The sequence below is a fragment of the Pseudomonas sp. SHLD1 genome (genome assembly GCF_028640935.1).
In the GTDB taxonomy this organism is placed as follows: Bacteria; Pseudomonadota; Gammaproteobacteria; order Pseudomonadales; family Pseudomonadaceae; genus Chryseomonas; species Chryseomonas aestiva.
Genome location: NZ_JAQZAD010000035.1, coordinates 365155 through 384457, shown reverse-complemented (window position 1 = coordinate 384457; position 19303 = coordinate 365155). Strand labels below are relative to the sequence as shown.

General features: G+C 62.9%; 31 protein-coding genes. 25 read left to right on the top strand and 6 right to left on the bottom strand.

Annotated elements, in window-relative coordinates; translation table 11 throughout:
• Positions 1 to 56: 56 nt before the first annotated feature.
• The 5 genes from PVZ77_RS25420 to PVZ77_RS25400 form a co-directional block, all read right to left on the bottom strand.
• The gene (locus tag PVZ77_RS25420) at positions 57 to 356 is read right to left on the bottom strand and encodes a hypothetical protein (RefSeq protein ID WP_273808777.1); all 300 of its coding nucleotides are present in this window, start codon (positions 354 to 356) and stop codon (positions 57 to 59) included.
• A gap of 127 nt (positions 357 to 483) precedes the next feature.
• Entirely contained in the window at positions 484 to 1143 is a 660-nt protein-coding gene (locus PVZ77_RS25415) for a replication protein P (RefSeq protein WP_273808776.1), read from the bottom strand.
• On the bottom strand, positions 1143 to 1982 hold the full coding sequence (locus PVZ77_RS25410; RefSeq protein ID WP_273808775.1) for a helix-turn-helix domain-containing protein: 840 nt from the start codon (positions 1980 to 1982) through the stop codon (positions 1143 to 1145). Before PVZ77_RS25410 ends, PVZ77_RS25415 begins: the two co-directional genes overlap by 1 nt.
• Positions 1979 to 2659: a phage antirepressor KilAC domain-containing protein gene (locus PVZ77_RS25405; protein WP_273808773.1), complete on the bottom strand. Its 681-nt coding sequence runs from the start codon at positions 2657 to 2659 to the stop codon at positions 1979 to 1981. Before PVZ77_RS25405 ends, PVZ77_RS25410 begins: the two co-directional genes overlap by 4 nt.
• Before the next feature lie 151 nt (positions 2660 to 2810).
• On the bottom strand, positions 2811 to 3029 hold the full coding sequence (locus PVZ77_RS25400; RefSeq protein ID WP_007159434.1) for a hypothetical protein: 219 nt from the start codon (positions 3027 to 3029) through the stop codon (positions 2811 to 2813).
• A gap of 102 nt (positions 3030 to 3131) precedes the next feature.
• Between PVZ77_RS25400 and PVZ77_RS25395 the strand changes: the two genes are divergently transcribed.
• The 3 genes from PVZ77_RS25395 (at position 3132) to PVZ77_RS25385 (ending at position 5667) form a co-directional block, all read left to right on the top strand.
• Positions 3132 to 3980, top strand: coding sequence for a LexA family transcriptional regulator (locus PVZ77_RS25395; protein ID WP_273808772.1), 849 nt, complete (start codon positions 3132 to 3134; stop codon positions 3978 to 3980).
• 771 nt (positions 3981 to 4751) lie between these two features.
• Positions 4752 to 5087: a type II toxin-antitoxin system HicB family antitoxin gene (locus PVZ77_RS25390; RefSeq protein WP_273808771.1), complete on the top strand. Its 336-nt coding sequence runs from the start codon at positions 4752 to 4754 to the stop codon at positions 5085 to 5087.
• 358 nt (positions 5088 to 5445) lie between these two features.
• Positions 5446 to 5667, top strand: a complete 222-nt coding sequence (locus PVZ77_RS25385; RefSeq protein ID WP_273808770.1) for a hypothetical protein — start codon at positions 5446 to 5448, stop codon at positions 5665 to 5667.
• 139 nt (positions 5668 to 5806) lie between these two features.
• On the opposite strand, the gene PVZ77_RS25380 is transcribed toward PVZ77_RS25385, so the two are convergent.
• Positions 5807 to 6100, bottom strand: a complete 294-nt coding sequence (locus PVZ77_RS25380) for a DUF1654 domain-containing protein (RefSeq protein ID WP_273808769.1) — start codon at positions 6098 to 6100, stop codon at positions 5807 to 5809.
• Between the two features lie 399 nt (positions 6101 to 6499).
• On the opposite strand from PVZ77_RS25380, the gene PVZ77_RS25375 reads away from it, so the two are divergent.
• The 22 genes from PVZ77_RS25375 to fdxA all read left to right on the top strand — a co-directional run bounded on the left by PVZ77_RS25375 (position 6500) and on the right by fdxA (position 19068).
• Positions 6500 to 6709 carry a hypothetical protein gene (locus tag PVZ77_RS25375; RefSeq protein WP_273808768.1) on the top strand — a complete coding sequence of 70 codons (210 nt, stop codon included), beginning with the start codon at positions 6500 to 6502 and terminating at the stop codon, positions 6707 to 6709.
• 21 nt (positions 6710 to 6730) lie between these two features.
• Positions 6731 to 6955, top strand: a complete 225-nt coding sequence (locus tag PVZ77_RS25370; protein ID WP_273808767.1) for a hypothetical protein — start codon at positions 6731 to 6733, stop codon at positions 6953 to 6955.
• On the top strand, positions 6952 to 7173 hold the full coding sequence (locus PVZ77_RS25365; protein WP_273808766.1) for a hypothetical protein: 222 nt from the start codon (positions 6952 to 6954) through the stop codon (positions 7171 to 7173). Before PVZ77_RS25370 ends, PVZ77_RS25365 begins: the two co-directional genes overlap by 4 nt.
• Positions 7174 to 7220: 47 nt before the next feature.
• Positions 7221 to 7559, top strand: coding sequence for a response regulator transcription factor (locus tag PVZ77_RS25360; RefSeq protein ID WP_443218070.1), 339 nt, complete (start codon positions 7221 to 7223; stop codon positions 7557 to 7559).
• Positions 7556 to 7816 carry a hypothetical protein gene (locus PVZ77_RS25355; RefSeq protein WP_273808765.1) on the top strand — a complete coding sequence of 87 codons (261 nt, stop codon included), beginning with the start codon at positions 7556 to 7558 and terminating at the stop codon, positions 7814 to 7816. The genes PVZ77_RS25360 and PVZ77_RS25355 overlap by 4 nt, the downstream gene beginning before the upstream one ends.
• Positions 7817 to 8189: 373 nt before the next feature.
• Positions 8190 to 8393 (top strand): hypothetical protein, encoded by a 204-nt coding sequence (locus tag PVZ77_RS25350; protein WP_273808764.1) that lies wholly within the window; start codon positions 8190 to 8192, stop codon positions 8391 to 8393.
• Positions 8390 to 8695, top strand: a complete 306-nt coding sequence (locus PVZ77_RS25345; RefSeq protein ID WP_273808763.1) for a hypothetical protein — start codon at positions 8390 to 8392, stop codon at positions 8693 to 8695. The genes PVZ77_RS25350 and PVZ77_RS25345 overlap by 4 nt, the downstream gene beginning before the upstream one ends.
• Positions 8655 to 9125, top strand: a complete 471-nt coding sequence (locus tag PVZ77_RS25340) for a hypothetical protein (RefSeq protein WP_273808762.1) — start codon at positions 8655 to 8657, stop codon at positions 9123 to 9125. The genes PVZ77_RS25345 and PVZ77_RS25340 overlap by 41 nt, the downstream gene beginning before the upstream one ends.
• A 7-nt stretch (positions 9126 to 9132) precedes the next feature.
• Positions 9133 to 9936, top strand: coding sequence for a DNA cytosine methyltransferase (locus tag PVZ77_RS25335; protein ID WP_273808875.1), 804 nt, complete (start codon positions 9133 to 9135; stop codon positions 9934 to 9936).
• Positions 9937 to 9990: 54 nt separating this feature from the next.
• Positions 9991 to 10857: a hypothetical protein gene (locus tag PVZ77_RS25330; RefSeq protein WP_273808761.1), complete on the top strand. Its 867-nt coding sequence runs from the start codon at positions 9991 to 9993 to the stop codon at positions 10855 to 10857.
• Positions 10850 to 11542, top strand: a complete 693-nt coding sequence (locus PVZ77_RS25325) for a hypothetical protein (protein ID WP_273808760.1) — start codon at positions 10850 to 10852, stop codon at positions 11540 to 11542. Before PVZ77_RS25330 ends, PVZ77_RS25325 begins: the two co-directional genes overlap by 8 nt.
• A gap of 46 nt (positions 11543 to 11588) precedes the next feature.
• On the top strand, positions 11589 to 12179 hold the full coding sequence (locus PVZ77_RS25320; RefSeq protein WP_273808759.1) for a hypothetical protein: 591 nt from the start codon (positions 11589 to 11591) through the stop codon (positions 12177 to 12179).
• A 57-nt stretch (positions 12180 to 12236) separates the two neighbouring features.
• Positions 12237 to 12704: a hypothetical protein gene (locus tag PVZ77_RS25315; protein WP_273808758.1), complete on the top strand. Its 468-nt coding sequence runs from the start codon at positions 12237 to 12239 to the stop codon at positions 12702 to 12704.
• 54 nt (positions 12705 to 12758) lie between these two features.
• Positions 12759 to 13268, top strand: coding sequence for a hypothetical protein (locus PVZ77_RS25310; RefSeq protein WP_273808757.1), 510 nt, complete (start codon positions 12759 to 12761; stop codon positions 13266 to 13268).
• Positions 13265 to 13888, top strand: a complete 624-nt coding sequence (locus PVZ77_RS25305; RefSeq protein ID WP_273808756.1) for a hypothetical protein — start codon at positions 13265 to 13267, stop codon at positions 13886 to 13888. Before PVZ77_RS25310 ends, PVZ77_RS25305 begins: the two co-directional genes overlap by 4 nt.
• Positions 13885 to 14301: a phage protein NinX family protein gene (locus tag PVZ77_RS25300; RefSeq protein ID WP_273808755.1), complete on the top strand. Its 417-nt coding sequence runs from the start codon at positions 13885 to 13887 to the stop codon at positions 14299 to 14301. Before PVZ77_RS25305 ends, PVZ77_RS25300 begins: the two co-directional genes overlap by 4 nt.
• Positions 14298 to 14645 (top strand): hypothetical protein, encoded by a 348-nt coding sequence (locus PVZ77_RS25295; protein ID WP_273808754.1) that lies wholly within the window; start codon positions 14298 to 14300, stop codon positions 14643 to 14645. Before PVZ77_RS25300 ends, PVZ77_RS25295 begins: the two co-directional genes overlap by 4 nt.
• Positions 14642 to 14857: a hypothetical protein gene (locus tag PVZ77_RS25290; protein ID WP_273808753.1), complete on the top strand. Its 216-nt coding sequence runs from the start codon at positions 14642 to 14644 to the stop codon at positions 14855 to 14857. Before PVZ77_RS25295 ends, PVZ77_RS25290 begins: the two co-directional genes overlap by 4 nt.
• 2 nt (positions 14858 to 14859) lie before the next feature.
• Complete coding sequence (locus PVZ77_RS25285; RefSeq protein WP_093250225.1) at positions 14860 to 15057, top strand: DUF4224 domain-containing protein; 198 nt, start codon at positions 14860 to 14862, stop codon at positions 15055 to 15057.
• Between the two features lie 12 nt (positions 15058 to 15069).
• Positions 15070 to 16047, top strand: a complete 978-nt coding sequence (locus PVZ77_RS25280) for a tyrosine-type recombinase/integrase (protein WP_093250229.1) — start codon at positions 15070 to 15072, stop codon at positions 16045 to 16047.
• Between the two features lie 52 nt (positions 16048 to 16099).
• A complete protein-coding gene (mutS, locus tag PVZ77_RS25275) occupies positions 16100 to 18676 on the top strand; it encodes a DNA mismatch repair protein MutS (protein ID WP_273808752.1) in 2577 nt (858 codons plus the stop codon).
• A gap of 68 nt (positions 18677 to 18744) precedes the next feature.
• On the top strand, positions 18745 to 19068 hold the full coding sequence (gene fdxA, locus PVZ77_RS25270) for a ferredoxin FdxA (protein ID WP_059314069.1): 324 nt from the start codon (positions 18745 to 18747) through the stop codon (positions 19066 to 19068).
• The last annotated feature ends 235 nt before the right edge of the window (positions 19069 to 19303 follow it).

The following is a 19303-nucleotide window of genomic DNA, read 5'->3' as shown; positions in this document are numbered from 1 at the left end:
GCCTGGCCTCGGCGATAGGCCGACCTCTTCGCGCACAGGGTCGGGATATCCACCTTCTAGAATGCAGCGCTAACGATGAAGGCTGAGACGATGAAGGACGACGCAACCAGCAGCTGGTGCCCGGTCATAATCAGCGCGTAGAGCTGGAAGGCGGTACTTGCGCAGCTGAGCCATAGCCCTTCCCGGATCTTGGCCGCTGCCTCTTCCTTGACCGCGCCGATCAGCAGGCCGACCCAGGCGAGAACGGTGAACGCAAGCAGCGTGTAATAGGCGAAGTCGTGCCAGGGCTCACCCAGCAGGAGGAGGCAGGAAAGGCTGACGCCCATTGCAGTGGAAACGATGTTGGCGGTTTTCATGCTACGTCGGCCTCCGGCCAGATGATGCGAGCGCAGGTCAGGGCCTCGTCGCGGTTGATTTGGGCGCCGACCATTGCGAACGGCGCGCGGCCTGGGAGCAGAACGAACCAGCAGGCTTTTGCGTCCATCAGCGGCGACCCAGCGCGGCGCGCATCTTGGCCAGCTCGGACTGGACTGTTTCCGGCTTGGCCGGTGTGGACACCTCGGCTGGCAGCGCCTTGGGGATCTCGCGCAGCGGCTGGCCGGCGGCGACCATGCGGCAGGCGATTGAGTAGTTGCGCTCGAACAGCTTGCGGCCCGCGTCTTCGTTCAGCCGGAACAGGTTGCTGAGCCCGGACTCTGTGGCGGCGTGGTGCACGGCCGGATGGCTCCAGCGGGCGCCCTGCCCTACGGCCGGGTGGGAATTGCGGGCGGCCTCCTGGAAGGCCTTCTCAGTCGGCGGCAGGCCCAGTTGCTCGGCGGTGGGCTGGCACCACTCCACGAACTTGCCGACGCTGGGCGCGAAGTCCTGGCCGCTGGCCCGGCAGGTCATCAGGCCGAAGCGGATCTGCTCCAGCGAGTGGATGCCGGCGGCCATCAGGCCCTTGATCCACGAGCGCTTGGCGCGCTTCAGGGCTTCGTCGTCCGGCCAGGCCTGCTTCCAGGCGGGGAAGATGGACTTCAGCTCGTTGAACAGCGCGTTTACGACCTGGGCGGTGCCCTCGTCGATACTAGCCGGCTGCTGCTGGACTGCCGGGCGAGCCTGGCTGAAGTCCACGTGCTTCACGATCTCGGTGGCGTTGCGCATCACAGATCCTCGTTCAGGTTGTTGGCCCAGCTGGTGTCGTCGTCGTTCGGGCCAGCGCCGGGGCCCTGCTGCCGCTTCAGGCGGTTCACCAGCCATTCGGATTTCAGGCCACGCCAGCCGGCGGCCATGGCTTCGGCCAGCGCCTGGTCGGCGGTGATGCCGTGCGGCGCGAGCTTGGCCAGCTCGATCAGGGTGGTTTTCCAGATCGTGGCGTTCAGCGGGGCCTTGATGCCCCGGCGGTGGGCCAGGTAGTCCTGGGCGACGTCAGCGGCGATGGCGATGCCGGCGGTGTCGGTCAGGGCCTGCATGTCGGCCAGGCTGAAGCCCTTGGCGCGGCTCCGGGGTTGATCAGGGGCGGTCTCGGGATCGTTCGAACCAGCCTCGCCGGATGCGCTCGCCGCGCCCTCGCGGCCTTGCTCTTGGTTCTGTTCTTGGTTCAGTGACGTATTGGGTGCAACGGCTGCACCCCGTTCTGTCGTGGTTTGCACCCCGTGCTGTTGTGAACTGCACCCCGTTCCTTCACCGGGTGCAGCCACTGCACCCCGTTTAAGCTGGAGGTCGTACACGTTGGTGATGCGGTCTTTACGGCCGATGTAGGCAGCTGCGATTGCCTGGTTGCCGCGAGTGATCAGGCCCATCTCTTCCAGCAGGTCCAGCTTGTAGCGAACGGTCCGCTCGGACAGGCCGGTGTCTTCAGCCAGCTGCTCGGCAGAGGGGAAAGCACCACGACCGTCCTGGCCGGCGTAGTTGGCCAGGCACAGCAGCACGTGGCGGGCGGAGGCATCACCCAGGGTGGACTTGGGCATCTGCATGGCCCAGGACATGGCTTGAACGCTCATGCGGCACCTTGAAGCTTGTAGGCAGCCCACTTCCCGGCGATCCACTCGATGCCTTTGGGGGTGAACTTGGCGGCGTTGAAGTTGTGGCCGTTGCCGGCCTGACCGGTCTTCACGTGGAAGCGGCCAGCGGTGATGTGCTCGGCGTAGGGGACCCACTCACCGCCCAGGCGGTACCAGACGTGGGCATCGGCCAGGAACAGGCGGAATTCGTTCTCGTTGGCGCCGAGGAGCTTGCAGACCTGGCGGAAGCCCTTCAGGCCAGTGCCTTCCACGTACTGCTCAACGAATGCGACCTTTGGGGCCGCGGCTGCGATCTGGGCCTGCTGCTGCTCAATGCGCTCGGCTTGGTCAGCTGCCAGGCGCAGGGCCTCGGCGAAGGTCTGCGGCAGACCGGTCTGCGCCTGCTGCTCAAGGGCCAGCCAGCGGTCGACCACCTTGGCGGTGAACTCAGGAGAGAGGCGCGCCACCAGCACCAGGCTGTCGCGCTTGCCCAGACGGAACTCGAAATAGGTGTTGCCCAGATGGTCGAAGGGATACTCCTCAATCTGAGGGGTTACCCCTGAGGCCTTCAGGTCGCGGCAGACACGCATGACGTTGTCATGGCGACGGCCGGTAAGCTCCGCGATCTCGCGGCTGCTCATGGTCAGGGTGTTGCCGGTAAGGGTCAGGTCGTTCATACTCGAATCACCTATTGATGTTGTTGCTGCTGTATCGAAGCCCGGTTGCCGCCGGGCTTTTTCTTGCCTGCGATTCGCGTACTGGACGGAATCACAGCTACTACGGGTGACTGCTGGCGCAATGCCATCCCGTGGATAATGGGCTCCATGGTCAGGACGCCAGACGCGCTGCTTTTCGAGCGCGCTTCACGGACTCCGCATAGAGCGAGTCGATAGCCACGCCAACCGAGTAGCTAGGGTTGGTGATCTGCTTCGAGCGAATGCGGAAGATCGTCGAGATGTCGCAGCCAGCGCGCTTTGCAATGGCCTTGTAGGTCAGGCCGGCGTCGAACAACGCATCCAATTTTTGGGAGAGGTCAGTAGCGCTCATGGCTTACTCCTAGATCGGTATGCACATGATCATGCACTAGTGCATAAACGTCAATGCACCACGCTATTGAGTTATGCACCCGCTAGGGACAGCATTGCACCCATGCATAAAACTATCGACAAGATCCTGCGGCAGCTTATGGCCGAAAAAGGGATCAATCAGCTGGAGCTATCGCGCAGGACTGGCATAACCCAGTCGACGCTTTCGCGCATCCTTGGCCCGAAGGACGTGGCCAAGGGGATCAAGGATCCGACGGACAAGCAGGTCAAGCCGCTGGCCGACTTCTTTGGTCTGACGACAGATCAGCTGCGCGGCTACTCGCCGATAGATGGCCAGGTGGCCAGCGAGCCTGAAGAAGCACCCCGCTCAACGGGCGACCTGCTGAAAGAGATGCTGCAGAAGCACGGTAAAGGCCTCACCGACGAAGCGCGCCAGCGTCTACAGGACATGGCCGATGATCAGGCGGAGATAGAGTCTGGTCGCGGCAACGTGATCACTGCCGACTTCTCTCGCCCAGGGCTGGTGGGCGATGAGATCAAGATCCCCCACTACGACGTGCGCGCTGCGATGGGCGGCGGCCAGATCCCGGCCGACTACATCGAGCTGCTGCGCGATGTGACGGTAAGCCAGGAGCATCTGCGGCGCCTGGGCGTGGATTACGAGAGCCCGTTCCACCTGAAGATGATCACCGGATGGGGCCAGTCGATGGCGCCCACGATCCAGGACAAGGATCCTCTGCTGATCGACGTCAGCATCGACGAGTTCACCGGTGACGGAATTTACCTGTTCACCCAGGGTGAGATGCTCTTCATCAAGCGCCTGCAGCTCGAAGACGAGGAGCGCCTGAAGGTGATCTCGGACAACCGCAATCACGATCCCCGCTACGTCACCAGCGAGGAGATCTACATCAAGGGTCGGATTTTGCTGGTCTGGAACGCGAACCGCGTTTGATCGGAGAGCCAAGGAGGCTGAGATGGCATCGGAAAACCTGGGGCGTGACCCCTTTATCGCTCTGCCGATCATTGATGGCCCGGTTAAAGGGCAGTCGTACGCCTGGCCACACAGCTCGTTCCAGATGGGCTCATCTCCGGGAACACTTGGCTCGCTGCCTATCATCACGACCTATCATCTGCACTGGGATCCCGACCTAGGATGGTCTTGGTCGGTGCAGGAGCCAGTGCAGTAACCCCAGCCACGCGAATCCCATTTCCTGCCTATGAATGACCCTGATCTCAAGATTCTCATAGCTTTCGCACTCACTGTGATTCTGATGACAGTCGGGCTGGGAGGGATGGTCGCCTTGGTGGTGACCTACCTGAGCTAGTGAAGGCTGATGGACTAGATGTCCAGAAAGGAAGCATAGGTGCTTGGGGCTGTTGCGATAGGGATGACGATGGGGCTGGCGGGTCTGCTCGCTGCAGCTATGCTTAGGACTGCGGCACTTTCTAACCCGAAACGGCTTTGTGACAAGGAATCTGTGATGCAGCAGTGAGCCTGTCAAAATCACGTCGTAGAGCGGATCGAACCGGTCGTTCACTTCATCGAACTTAACGTGACATGTCACGATCTCTTGTTTAGCATCTGCTACCGTTTTGACCTAGATAGGCCAGGATTGGCTTGAAAGGTCGGGCTGAAGATCCCAGATATTCAGCCGATACGCTCGTTGGCCGATTCCAATTGAGCGCCTCAGGTCAGGTAAGACCAGCTTTTCGGAGAACTACTATGTCCAAGTTCGATATCACCATCCGTTGCTACGCTGAGCAGAAGGATGGATTCTGGATTGCCGTATGCCCGCAGTTCACCCTGGCCGCCCAGGGCGATGATTTCGAAGAGGCTAAGTCCCATCTCGAGGAGCAGATCCGCAGTTACGTTTACGAAGCCGTGACCGTAGACCGCAAGCATGCTGGCGCCCTCCTCAATCGCAAGGCGCCCGTCAGCTTGCGCTGGAGATACACCCTTGCCCGCCTGAAAGAGAGCTTCGGCGCAGGCTATAAGCATTGCGTGCGGACGTTCCTTGAGCCCGTCCCAATTCTTGTGGAGCGCCCGGCAGTTGCATAATGGGCGGGAGACATCATCCGCTCAGCTATGAGCAAGTGGTCACAGCACTCAAGAAGCTAGGATTTCACAAGAGGGATCATGATGGGACATCCCACGAGCAGTGGGTACCCATTGATGACAATGCGCCGTTCAGGAAGGTCACAGTCGATAAGCCGAAGCAGCCTTATGGGCAGGACCTGATCAAATGGATGGCGGCCCAGGCCGGAGTCAACAAGAAGCGCTTCTACGAGCTCGCGACATCGAGATAGCCTCAGCCCGGCCCCCGCGCCGGACTTTCTGTTTCTGGTCTATGGGAATTCCCACCTACCCCCTCTGCAGCGATCTAGGGCTAGACTGAGCTTTTGCCCTGGAGGTCGCCATGCAAGATCCTTTGCTCGTCCTGCTCCACCGCCTCAATGAGAACCAGCTGGCCCTAGGCATGGCCATTGAAGAGTTAACGGCATGGGTCGTTGATCGCGGATCGGAGAACGTCGGTCAGGCCGTCGAGCAGCACCTGCTGACGCTTGAGGAGAACTCGCACGTGATCGCTGATGCGCTGGCTGACCTCATCGTCGAGCGCGCCGTCCGCCCTAAGACATGACGTTTTCGCCCTCTCCGCAAGGCCCGCCACCCCGCGGGCTTTTTTGTGCCTATGGGCTAAGCTCGCTACTTCGGCTTCTACTGCACAGGCATGCTATGGGCCAAGGCTCGCACAGGAGTGCGGGCCTTCTTTTTCGTGCCTACTCGATCACCTCGACGGTGATGAACTCCTCCTGCACCTCCTCGCATTTCGCTGCTTCCTTGTCCTCCTCCCAGCGGATGGTCACGTCCCCGTCGTCCTCGAAGGTCACCTCCAGCTCTGCCGATTCCGCCAACGCGCCGACGAGCAGATCCCACACCTCTTCAGGGTCGGTATCCAACTTGTGGATCCTGGCCTGCCGGTGCAGCTGTGCCTTGGGCGAGCCGATCATGTTCGAGATACGGATCGCCAGGCGCTCTTGGGCAGACATCGTCTGGTTCGCGGACTTCGACATCGTGTGACCTCCTTCACATAGATACTGTATGGATAAACAGTAGGCGAAGCGGCAGCACATCTCAAGGGAAAATCCCAAAAAAATAATGCACTAGTGCATTGACTCACTAATTGCACCAGTGCATAGTTTGTCCATCGGCAGCGCAAGCCGCCCCGGGTAGCGATCAGGAGACCCAGGGCTTGAAGCCGACCTCCTGAGATGGGACGCCTCCCCCAAGGTGTGCAGCGTAAAGCACCGAAATGGAGAGCCACCGGCATACCAGCGCGGGTGGCTGTTGGGATCTCAGATCCCCCGAACAAGTAGTCGCCCAGCCGGCGGTGGCGCGTAACACCGGCAAAGCAGTTTTCCTCGCTGGCCTTGGAGACAGGGGCAGCCGGGAAGACAACCGAGGACACCGCGATGGTTTGGATCATCAGCAGAGAGACGAACAAGGTCACCCAGGTGGCGCTGGGCAGTCAGCAGATGCTAGAGGCCGCCAACATCTTCATGTGGAAGGAAGAGGCCGAGGCAGCCCACCGGCTGATGTGCAAGCACCCGACGAAGCTGGCGAACAGCTCAACTCGCCGAGTGCATTGCGCCGACTGCAACAAGGACCTGGGTACCGCGTAAGCCACACGAACAGGAGGCCACATGGCCAACGCACTGACACCGCGCCAGCTGCAGACCCTGCAGGAAGTGGAAGCCTTCCTGTCGGCCCACAACTACCCGCCCACCCGCGCCGAGCTGGCCGAGCTGATGGGCATGGCATCGCCCAACGGCGCCCAGGAGCACCTGGAAGCGCTGGAAGAAAAGGGATTTCTGAAGCTCACCCCCAACACAGCCCGAGGGATCAGGCTGCTGAGGAGCTCGTCATGAACCAGCACTACGTCGAGTGGCTACGCGGCCAGATAGAAACGGCCTCGCTAGCCACCCTGCACCTGAACATCCTGCCGCACGTTGAAGACCTCGCCGCCATGTACCGGCGCGAGATGCAGCAGGCCTCCACCCCCGGCCTGAAGCTCTACTTCCAGCGCACGCTGGCGGGCTTCGAAGAACTCCTCAACCAACACCAGTACCACGCCGCAGCGGCGTAAGGATCCACATCGTGATCGTAGTAGGGCAATGGCAAGGACGCCTGGGCATGGGCCTGGCTCCCCGAGAACTGGAATGCGTGATGGGCCTGGCCAGCGGCCTGACCCACAAGCAGATCGCCCGCGATATGGCGATCGCCCCCATGACCGTCACCAAGCGCGTCAGCAGCGCGATGTTCAAGCTGGGCGTGCAGCGCGCCCCGCAGCTGGTGGCCGAGGCGATGAAGCGCCAGATCATCAGCCCGCTTTGCATGGTGCTGGCCGCCCTGGTGGTTGCCCATGCCGCCCTCGATGAAGACCCGATGCGCCGCGACCGTCGCGCGCCGGAGCGCCGCACCGCCCAGGTTCGGATGATGCGCCGCGCTGAAGCCCCGGAGATCTACGCATGACCACACCCAAGACCGCCGCCGAACGGAAGGCCGACCAGCGAAAGCGCGAGGCCGAGCGTCTGGCCGCCCTGGGCCACCAGGTGATGCCGTTCGAGATGTACCAACGGACCGCCGAGGCGCTGGACCGGATCTGCGCCGCCGGCGGCTTCGAGCAGCGGGCCGAGGTGCTGACCCTGCTGATCCATGCCGCCGACCGAATTGCAGAACGTGACATGTCACGTTTTAACGAATTGGTCTCCATCCCCCGCACCCCCTGATCCATAGGAACCCGACCGAGCGGGCCGCCTAGGCGGATACCTCGGACGTCAGCCGGCGGAGCGCATCACCGGCAGCCTGGTATCGGTCCCTACTGCATCTCGCCGAGGGCCAGGCCGTATTCCCCACGTCACGGGGACTGTATCGGAAAGGGGTGATGCCAGGGCTGACTGGCTGACAGCGTGACCGTTGTAGAACGCTACACCTCGGAAGCCGGAGACCACAGCACCGGCCACCCCTTTCCGATGCAGAAGACGGAGTCGCGCCAGTTAGCACACAACAGGCACTGGCACTGCATCACCGCCGGCCACGGTTAAACCCTGAAGCCGGCACCCATTCCCCCGCGCCGCTCGGCGCCATCCCGAGACCATCATCATGATCACCCTACCTATCATCGGGCGTAGCCCGGCGGCAGTGATTTCGCGTGCCCGCATGCTGGGCTTCGATTGCTGGCCAGAGCACTCCGAGCGTCGTGGACGTGGCAAGTGGATCCACTGGTACGACAAAGCCAAGCAGAAGGTGCCGCCGCGCCGCACCGCTGACAACCTGCTGCGCACTGAAGGGGAGCTCACCGCATGATCCCCGACTTCGTGCACGACATCCGGGCGCGCGAACCGCAGCGCGCCAGCCTGGGCCAGGCCGTCGAGCAGTACCTGGCCGCCGGCGGCAGCATCGCCACCCTTCCCTACCTGGCACCGCGGGAGCTGACCCGGGCGGCTGAGTTCAACAGCAGCGCGCCCCGGGTGCGGGGTATCGCTGCTGAGTCCCGATCCAAGAAGCGGGCAGCCGATCAGCACGCTGCCACCTTCGCCAACCTGCTGCAGACGCTGGAGGCTCCCCATGAGCAAGCGCAAGCCGAACAACACGCGCGCCAGGCTTGAGCGCGCCAGCCGCGCCCTGCTGCGCACCAACCACGTCGGCGTGATCAACATCGACCCGCACGGCGGAAAGGGCCTGATCCACATGCAGAGCGCGAAGAAGATCGTCTGTGGCAGCGCCCTGGTAACGGCGATCAACGACATCCCGCATCAGTGGACGATCTACCTCAGCGCCTTCTGCCTTGATCAGCGGGGCGAGCGGTACATCAAGTCCGTCGAGATCGCGACGCCGGGCATCCACATGGCCGGGCAGCTGACCGACGTCATCGCGCACCACTACCGCGGCCTGATGGACACCTGCAACCGGCGACACCTGATCGGCAGCGCCTGGATAGCCAACCCCTGCGGCGTTTCCCTCAGCGAGGAGCAGGCGGCGCATATCTACGACGTCACGGGCGCTTGGCAGCACGTTGAGCGATCGCAAGCTGCGTGAGGAAATCATGAATGAGCTGGCTCTTTTCGCAGGCGCTGGTGGCGGAATACTCGGCGGCCACCTGCTGGGATGGCGCACCGTCTGCGCCGTTGAGCGTGATGCCTACGCAGCACAAGTTCTGGCGCAACGACAAAACGATGGAGCCCTCCCAGCTTTCCCGATTTGGTCTGACGTGTGCAGCTTTGACGGAGGACCGTGGCGAGGACTTGTTGACGTGGTTTCGGGCGGATTCCCGTGTCAGGACATATCAGCTGCCGGGTCTGGAGCCGGTATTACGGGCAGGCGGTCAGGCCTATGGGTGGAAATGGCTCGAATCATCAGTGAGGTATGTCCCCGGTTCGTCTTCGTGGAGAACTCACCTCTGCTTGTGGGAAGAGGACTTGTCACCGTCATCGGTGACCTTGCCGATATGGGGTATGACGCGACGTGGTTTCGTCTTTCAGCGGCTGACTGCGGAGCGCCCCATCAGCGAGACCGGCTATGGCTTCTGGCCAACCCCAACAGTTCACGGGAACCACAACCGGCCCGGCGCCAGCAAGACAGCTGGATGGGGCCTCAGCAGTGCAGTGAAGGAATGGCAGACGCCTGTGGCCGACGACGCGGTGAGCAGGCCCAAAGGCAAGTTCAACAGCAGAGGCGAGCCGAAGCTATCAGCTCAGGTATCGCCGTCGATCAAGAGTGGCCAGCTGAACCCGGACTGGGTCGAGTGGTTGATGGGATGGCCCATCGGCTGGACCGACTTAAAGCCCTTGGAAATGGCCAAGTTCCGCGAGTGGCAGCAACAGCATTCTCCCTCCTTTCAGGCGACTGACGCCGCCTAACCCCTCCCCTCACGCCATCTGGCGTGCCGACAGAGTATTGACCCATGAACGACGAACAGTTCGAAGGCCGTATGCAGATAGTTGAAGTCGAGGTCAGCCAGCTGATGGCCAATCAGTTGCGCGCCCGCGATAACGCCCAGCGCGAGGCCATCAAAAGTCTTGAGTCCAGCCTGGCCCACGCATGCGTTCTTCTTGGAGAGGCCGACTATCAGGCGCGACTCTGGGAAGACTACCAAACCGAAAATGAGATGGAGGTTGAGGACCACTGGGTTACCAGTCAGGTCCGAGACCGGATCTACAAGTTCCTCGACAGCAAAACGGCCGCCGAGCTTTTGCGTTCCACCTACTCCTCCCCTCGGCTAGTCAGCTGGTCTGAGCAGATGTCGACCTGCACCCTGGTATTCAAAGAGCGCGAGTACTACTTCGACCTCAACGATGACTGCAAAGACGATGACGCCCAGGCCGAGCAGCAGGGAGCCCAGGGCGCGCAGGCCGTGGATGAACATGAGAGCTTCGAGGCGTGGCACCGTAGCGTTGTCGCAGGCGATCCGCCGCACGAGAAGTACCACGATGGCAGCTACGTCAACCAGCACGTCAATCGCTACTGGACTGGATGGTCCGCCCGCGCCGCCCTCGGCACCCAGCCCGCCGAGCAGCTCTGGGCAGTCCATGCACAGGGACCAGATGATCTCTTCGCCGCCTTCTCGCGGGAAGATGCCGAAGCTCATGCAGCTGGATTGAACGCCCTGCCTTGTCCGCCTGGTATCAGCGTATCGGCAGTGGTCATTGAGTCGCCCTGGCCTGCTGCTGAGCATTGGAAATACTTGGCTGAGATGTGGAAGTACCTGGCTGATAAAGAGCAAGAGAGCAACTCCAGAACTGCTGCCGTGCGAGGTGCTGATCATGAGTAACGTCACCCTGACCGGCGACTACAGCACCGACGTCAAGGCGCTCCTGGATCTGCTGCGCGACGGATCTGAGTCCCTGGTGGTCAGCTGCCAGCTCCTGGAATCGTCCGAAAGCGTGGTCGATCGCCATCACGCCAAGCAGAACCTGGAACGCTGGACACCGATCTGGCGCGACCTAGATCGGAATCGCGGGCGTGACGTGCGGCCCGCCGCTGGTGAGCCGGTGGCGTGGCGTGAGCTGGCCGATGACGGGACTCCGCTGACGGATTGGATCGATGGAGCGCCACGTCCCGGTACTGAGCCGGCGCAGGGTGGCGAGACTATCCAGGTGGCATGGTCCGCCCCGTCTGCCGCCGCTCCTGTGGCTGCTGGGGAGCCGGTGGCTATGCAAGCTCGTATGCCGGGCTGCCGCTGGGAAAACTATCACAAGGACGACAGAGCAGAGCTTGTTGCATCGGGCATGGAGATTCGTTGGTTGTTTGCCGCCCCGCCTGCCGCCGCGCATGGGGATGAGGCAGTGCGGAAGGATGCGGAGCGGTATCAGTGGCTGTGCGAGCAATTCGGCGTGACGAAGCTGCCTTGTGCCCTTGAACGAATCCTCGGCGGCGAAGTGTATGTCGCGGATGGGAAGCCTTCCCTAGATAGCGTCATTGACGCCGCCATGCGAGCCCAGGGCGAAGGTGACTAGCATGAGAAACCGGACTATCGGAAAGCGGCTTGTGTATGGCGCTGGCGTGAACGATGCCGACTATCAGCTCAAGGTGTACGACTACTTAGGTGCGAAACCCAGGCTGGTCAGCTCCTGCCCCTTCTACTCGCGCTGGAAGGACATGCTGAAGCGGTGCTATTGCGATGGATATCAGGCTAGGAATCCCACGTACAAAGGCTGCACTGTCGTTCCTGAGTGGCTGTGCTTCATGCAGTTCCGCAAATGGATGAGCGAGCAGGACTGGCAGGGCAAGCAGCTAGATAAGGATGTGCTCTTTCCGGGCAATAAAGTCTACGGGCCTGATACGTGCGTCTTTCTCGAACCAAGCGTGAATTACTTCATGACAGAGAAGACGTCGGCTCGAGGCCAGTGGCCTATTGGCGTCTGCTACAGCAGATCGTCTAAGGGTTTCATTGCCAGCTGCTTCAACGTGACCAGTCATCGCAAGGTGACTCTTGGCCTGTTCAAGACACCGGAGGCAGCCCATGCGGCCTGGCTCGAATACAAGCTTTCCCAGGCTCGCATTCTAGCCGCTCAGCAGACCGACCCACGCGTCGCTGCCGCCCTGGTAGCGCGCTACGAAAACTACACGGACTCTGCGGCCCGAGCGGCATGACCGCTGCTCGAAGATCCGCCAGCAGATGCACGCTCACAATCACCGCTGAGGTGACCTATGCCCCGAGGAGCCCCGCCCCGCCGCCGGCTTGAAGTCCGCGGCGAGCTTCTGACCCTGCGCGAGATCGCCGAACGCTACGGCATCCCCTATCGCGCCATCCATGACCGCTACTACGCTCAGTGCCTGGAAGGTGAAGATCTCATCAAGCCGCTGCGCAAGGCGACCACGGAAATAATCGACGCCTGCAAGGCCACCGGCTTGTCCTACAACGGCGTGCAAAAGCGGCGAGCGGCGGGCAGTGACCTGTACGCGCCACCACGTTCACGGCTGAGCACGGAGGAGCTTCAGCTGCTGGACCAGATATCTCGCGAGACCGGAATTCCGCGAAACGTCCTGAGCACCCGCTACCACCGCGGATGGCGCGGCGACAAGCTCCGTAAGCCGACCCGGCGCCGCATCTGCAAGAGCATCGAGCGCGACCTGGACGACTGGGTGCCGGGTTCCCGGCCTCGCAAGTCCGCCTGATCCCCCTACCCCTACCCCATTGAACCTGCGCCCTGGCGCGGGATGAGGACTGTCATGTCTACGAAAAATATCGACTGGAGCAAGGCTCCTAAAGATGCAGAGTTCGCGCGGCCCTGGGGCGATGAAGGAGGGCCGAACGGCGTCGACTTCTACAAGGCAGACGGTGCTGAGGGGCTGCTCTATTTGGTCGGAAGCGGCTGGGCCGTGGCGGCGACAGAGCAAGATGACCCGCATCTTGTGCGGCGCCCTGCCTGGGCCGGCAATAGTCTGCCGCCGGTTGGTACGGTCTGCGAGATGTTGAGCCACGGCGAGGAGGAATCAGAATGGATCGAGGTGCAGATCCTCGCGCACACCAAGATCAATGGCGAAGACCATGCCGTGTTCCAGTACGAAGAGCATGTGGGGACTGGCAGCGTCCAGGGCTCCTGCTTCAGGCCGGTGCGCACGGATCAAGAGCGCGGGGTAGATCTGGTTCTTTCCGAGATTGAAGCTCTCTACGCCGAGGGCGGCCCAGCAGCCATCTACGACGCCGGCTACCGCAAGGTCGAAGGCGGTGCGGCATGACCATCCTCGTACAGCAGCAACTACGCGAAGCCACCGAACGCCTGATCGCCGAGGGCGAGAACTGCTGGCCGGCTACCGTAGAGCGCTTCACTGAACTGGCAAACCCCGCCGCCATCCTGGCCCTGCTGGATGAGGTGGACGCAGCGAACGCCAATCACGAGAACGCCGTCGCTCACATGCAGAGCGTCTGCGTCGAGCGGGACCGGCTCAAGGTCGACGTCGATGCGCTCCTTTGCGACTGTCCCGACTACGCGGATGTCGAGCGGCTCTGTCATGTCCTGAGTTACCTAGGCTACTCGACGCCCACAGGTGGCGAAGCCTCTGCCAGATGGCTGAGCATGGTGAAGGAACTCATCGGCGCGGTCGAGACATCCGAGCTGCTACGGCGCGACAAGGCAGCGGTGGCCGAGTATCGCCAGCTCAAGGCGGAGAACGCGGAGCTGCGGCGCGACGCCGAGCGGTACCGCTACCTCCGAGACGGCGCCTGCACTGTGGCCTTGTCACGACGCGAGCTGATCGTGATCGAGGACATGGATGCCATCCCGGGCGACTTCGCAAACGGCGGCGAGATGCTGAGCGCAGCCATTGATCTGGCATTGGCCAAGGAGCAGCAGCCATGACCGAGTTCGTAAACGTGGAGACGGCCAGCCTCGAAGGTCGGGCGCTTGACTGGGCGGTAGCAATCGTCGAGGGCTGGCAGCCGGATCGGGCGCAGGATGGCCAGCTGAAGAGCAATGGCCTTGTCATCCTGGTCGGGACACACAAGCCCGATAGCACTAAGCGATTTTCGTACTCGCCGTCTACTAGCTGGATCTGTGGCGGGCCCCTCATTGAGAAGTTCGCAATCGGCCTGCAGTCCTACTCGACCGAGCTTGGCGGGCCGCCGGAATACTGGGTGGCCGAGAGCTGGGAAGAAGGCACGCCAATGCTAGACGGGCCCACCCCGCTGATCGCTGCCTGCCGGACCATCGTAGCTCACAGGCTCGGCGATACCGTAAGCGTGCCGACCGCCCTACTGGAGGTGACCCCATGAGCACAGACCGCGAACTGCTGGAGCTGGCGGCGAAGGCCAACGGCTTCCAGGTGAAGGGGTGGATAGGTGACCGCTTGTCATTCTTCGATCCGATCCTTGATAGCGCTGAGTACGAGTGGAACCCGCTTACCGACGACGGTGATGCGCTGCGGCTGGCGGTGGCGCTTGAGATAGAAGTCGTCATGTATCGGTACGACGCATGTGGAGATGATCTCCAGGTAGAGGCGGAATCTCGCCGCTACGCATGCCAGGAAAGCACGGAGGAAAATGGAGGCGATAAGTTCGCAGCTTGTCGCCGCGCAATCGTCCGCGCCGCCGCCGAGATCGGCAGGTCCATGCCATGAGCCGAATCGAACACACAATCGGCTCACCTGATGAGCCATTTCTGCACAACGGCAGCGTGACCATGCGCCTGGTCATCGACGGCACCTGCCACCACTGGGCGGCCGCACTCGCGCGCCAGCAGGTCGTGATCCATCGCCAGGACGGCGACCACTATCAGCCGGCCAATCGCAGCAAGGGCGAGAAGGCACGCAATCGAAAGCACCGGAGGTAGCCATGTTCCTGACTGAAGAAGAGGTGGCCGAGCTCACCGGCTACAAGCGAGCTCGGGATCAGGTGCGCTGGCTGGAGCGCGAGCGCTTCGGCTTTGTGATAGACGGGAACGGCCGGCCCAAGGTGCTGCGCGAGGTTGTCCTGGCGCGCCTTGGGTCTGTGTCGTCGAAACGGAAGGAGCCGCAGTTGCGGCTGGCATGAGGGGATAGGCGAATGCGCCGACGCATGAAGGACCGGCACCTGCCGGCGTGCATGTACCAGAAGCACGGGGCCTACTACCTGGTGCGCAAGAACGTATGGACGCGGCTCGGCGTGGACTACCAGGAGGCCCTGATCGCCTACGCCAAGGCGATGGACCCGAAGAGCCAGGGCGGGATGCCCGCGCTCATCGACAAGGTGCTGGAGCACATGACCCCGCGCCTGGCACTGAACACGATCAAGCAGTACCAGATCGCCGCGGCGAAGCTGAAGGAGACCTTCGCCGAGTTCGAACCTCGCCAGGTGCTGCCGAAGCACGTCGCCCTGCTGAAGATGCACATGGCCGACACGCCGAACATGTGCAACCGGATCCTCTCGTTCCTGCGCGTGGTCTTCCAGCACGCCCTGGAGTGGCAGCTAGTGGACTCGAACCCGTGCGTAGGGATCAAGCGCCACGCCGAGAAGAAGCGCGAGCGCTATGTCAGCGACGAGGAGTTCCACCGCATCCTGGCCGCAGCCGGGCCGAACATGCGTGTGATCTACGAGATGTGCTACCTGACCGGCCAGCGCATCAGCGACGTCCTGGCCATCCGCCTGGCCGACATCTCGCCGGAGGGGATCGCCTTCAAGCAGCAGAAGACCGGCGCGCGCCTGGTGGTGCGGATGACGCCCGACCTGCAGGCGGTGATCGATCGTGCCAAGGCGCTGCCGCGGCCGGTGCGCGGGCTGACTCTCTTCTGCACGGCCCGGGGTGGACGGCCGGTGAACTACCAGACCGTCAAGCAGATGTACCAGATCGCCTGCGATCGCGCCGGCGTGGCTGATGCCACCCTTCACGACCTCCGCGCCAAGGCGCTGACCGACACCAAGCGCCAGGGCAACGACGCCCAGAAGCTGGGTGGCCACACCGACGCCAAGATGACCGCTCGGTACATCCGCAACCGTGAAATCGACGTCGCTGAACCGCCTCGGATGCCGACAAAGGGCGCCTAAGTATTAGACAATGGGGCATTGTCAAATAGACGCCCCTTCCAGAAAGCTAGCAATGACCGATCTTTCCGCACACACCCCGATGATGCAGCAGTACCTCAGGATCAAGCATCAGCACCCCGAACAGCTGCTGTTCTATCGCATGGGCGATTTCTACGAGCTGTTCTATGACGACGCCCGGCGTGCCGCCAAGTTGCTCGACATCACCCTGACCGCCCGCGGCGCCTCGGCCGGCAAGTCCATCCCCATGGCCGGCATTCCCTTCCATTCCGCCGAAGGCTACCTGGCCAAGCTGGTCAAGCTCGGCGAATCCGTGGTGATCTGCGAGCAGATCGGCGACCCCGCCACCAGCAAGGGCCCGGTGGAACGCCAGGTGGTGCGCATCATCACCCCCGGCACCGTCAGTGACGAAGCGCTGCTGGACGAGCGCCGCGACAACCTGCTGACCGCCGTGCTGGGCGACGAGCGCCTGTTCGGCCTGGCCGTGCTGGACATCGCCAGCGGCCGCTTCACCGTGCAGGAACTGGCCGGCTGGGAGACCTTGCTGGCCGAGCTGGATCGTCTCAACCCCGCGGAACTGCTGATCCCCGACGACTGGCCCGCCGGCCTGCCCGCCGAGAAGCGTCGCGGCGTACGCCGCCGGGCGCCCTGGGACTTCGACTGCGACTCGGCGCTCAAGAGTCTCTGCCAGCAATTCGGTACCGGCGACCTCAAGGGCTTCGGCTGCGACAAGCTGGGCCTGGCCATCGGCGCCGCCGGCTGCCTGCTTACCTATGCCAAGGAGACCCAGCGCACCGCCCTGCCGCACCTGCGCAGCCTCAGGCACGAGCGCCTGGACGACACCGTCATCCTCGACGGGGCCAGCCGCCGCAACCTGGAGCTGGACGTCAACCTGGCCGGCGGCCGCGACAACACCCTGCAGTCGGTGGTGGACCGCTGCCAGACCGCCATGGGCAGTCGTCTGCTGACCCGCTGGCTGAATCGCCCGCTGCGCAATCGCGCCATCATCGAGGCCCGCCAGGACGCCATCACCTGCCTGCTGGAGGGCTATCGCTTCGAGACGCTGCAGCCGCAGCTCAAGGATATCGGCGACCTGGAACGCATCCTCGCCCGTATCGGCCTGCGCAACGCCCGCCCGCGCGACCTCGCGCGCCTGAGAGACGCCCTGGCCGCGCTGCCGGCGCTGCAGGACGGGCTGACGCAGATGATCGCCCCGCACCTGCTCGACCTGGCCAGGAGCATCCAGACCTATCCGGAACTGGCCACCACCCTGGCCCGCGCCATCATCGACAATCCGCCGGCGGTGATCCGCGACGGCGGCGTCATCAAGCGCGGCTACGACAGCGAGCTGGACGAGCTGCAGACCCTGAGCGAGAACGCCGGCCAGTTCCTCATGGACCTGGAGGCCCGGGAAAAGGCCCGCACCGGCCTGCAAGGGCTCAAGGTCGGCTACAACCGCGTCCACGGCTATTTCATCGAGATCCCCAGCCGCCAGGCCGAGTCGGCACCGGCCGACTATATCCGCCGCCAGACCCTCAAGGGCGCCGAGCGCTTCATCACCCCGGAGCTCAAGGCCTTCGAAGACAAGGCGCTGTCGGCCCAGAGTCGCGCCCTGGCGCGGGAAAAGGCCCTCTACGAAGCGCTGCTGGAAGAACTGATCGGTCACCTGGCGTCGCTGCAGGACAGCGCCGCGGCCCTGGCCGAGCTGGACGTCCTGGCCAATTTCGCCGAGCGCGCCCTCAACCTGGACCTGAACAAGCCGCGCTTCGTCGCGGAGCCCTGCCTGAAGATCGGCCAGGGACGTCATCCGGTGGTGGAGCAGGTGCTGGAAACGCCCTTCGTCGCCAACGACGTTACCCTCGACAACGACACCCGCATGCTGGTGATCACCGGTCCGAACATGGGCGGCAAGTCCACCTACATGCGCCAGACCGCGCTGATCGTGCTGCTGGCCCATGTCGGCAGCTTCGTCCCGGCGGCGAGTTGCGAATTGTCGCTGGTGGATCGCATCTTCACCCGCATCGGCTCCAGCGACGACCTGGCCGGTGGCCGCTCCACCTTCATGGTGGAGATGAGCGAGACCGCCAATATCCTGCACAACGCCAGCGAACACAGCCTGGTGCTGATGGACGAGGTCGGCCGCGGCACCAGTACCTTCGACGGCCTGTCCCTGGCCTGGGCCGCCGCCGAGCAACTGGCGCGCCTGCGCGCCTGGACGCTGTTCGCCACCCACTACTTCGAGCTGACCGTGCTACCGGAAGGCCAGCCAAGCGTGGCCAACGTCCACCTCAACGCCACCGAGCACAACGACCGCATCGTCTTCCTGCACCATGTGCTGCCCGGCCCGGCCAGCCAGAGCTACGGCCTGGCCGTGGCCCAACTGGCTGGGGTGCCGGAGGATGTCATCCTGCGCGCACGCGAACACCTCGCCCGCCTGGAGGCGGCCAGTTTCAACGGTGAGGTGGGTGTACCACTGCCGGTGAGCGCGCCGGCCAAGGGCCGCCCCTTGCAGGCCGATCTGTTCGCCAGCGCTAGCCATCCTCTTATCGAGGAACTGGAACGCCTGCAGCCGGACGACATCACACCCAGACGGGCCCTGGAGCTTATCTACGAATGGAAAAAGCGTATCTGAGTTAACGGATACGAGGGTTCCGGCAATGCTGCTAGAATCCGCCGCCTTAGCCTGAGGAGAACGAGCAGATGACCTTCGTCGTCACTGACAACTGCATCAAATGCAAATATACCGACTGCGTGGAAGTCTGCCCGGTGGACTGCTTCTACGAGGGTCCCAACTTCCTGGTGATTCACCCGGACGAGTGCATCGATTGCGCCCTGTGCGAACCCGAGTGCCCGGCCCAGGCGATCTTCTCGGAAGACGAGGTACCGGCCGGCCAGGAAGCCTTCATCGAACTCAACAGTGAGCTGGCCAACATCTGGCCGAACATCACCGAGAAGAAGGAAGCCCTGCCCGACGCGGCCGAATGGGATGGCAAGACCGGCAAGCTCGCCCAGCTCGAACGCTAGGCCGCGCCTGGAAAATCCAGGCCATAAAAAAAGGGGGCGGATCGCTCCGCCCCCTTCGTCCCTGTCCCTGTAATCCTGTCACCGTCCTGGTGAACCTCGTCCTGAGGTGTTCCCGATCCGCTTCCTGCCGATCCGTGTCGTCCCAGACACAGCGCCGATAGTACGCTTCTCCCGAAGGCTGGCAATCTGCCACAATCCGTCACGGCGAACTCGCTCAACACCCCCTTCGAAACAA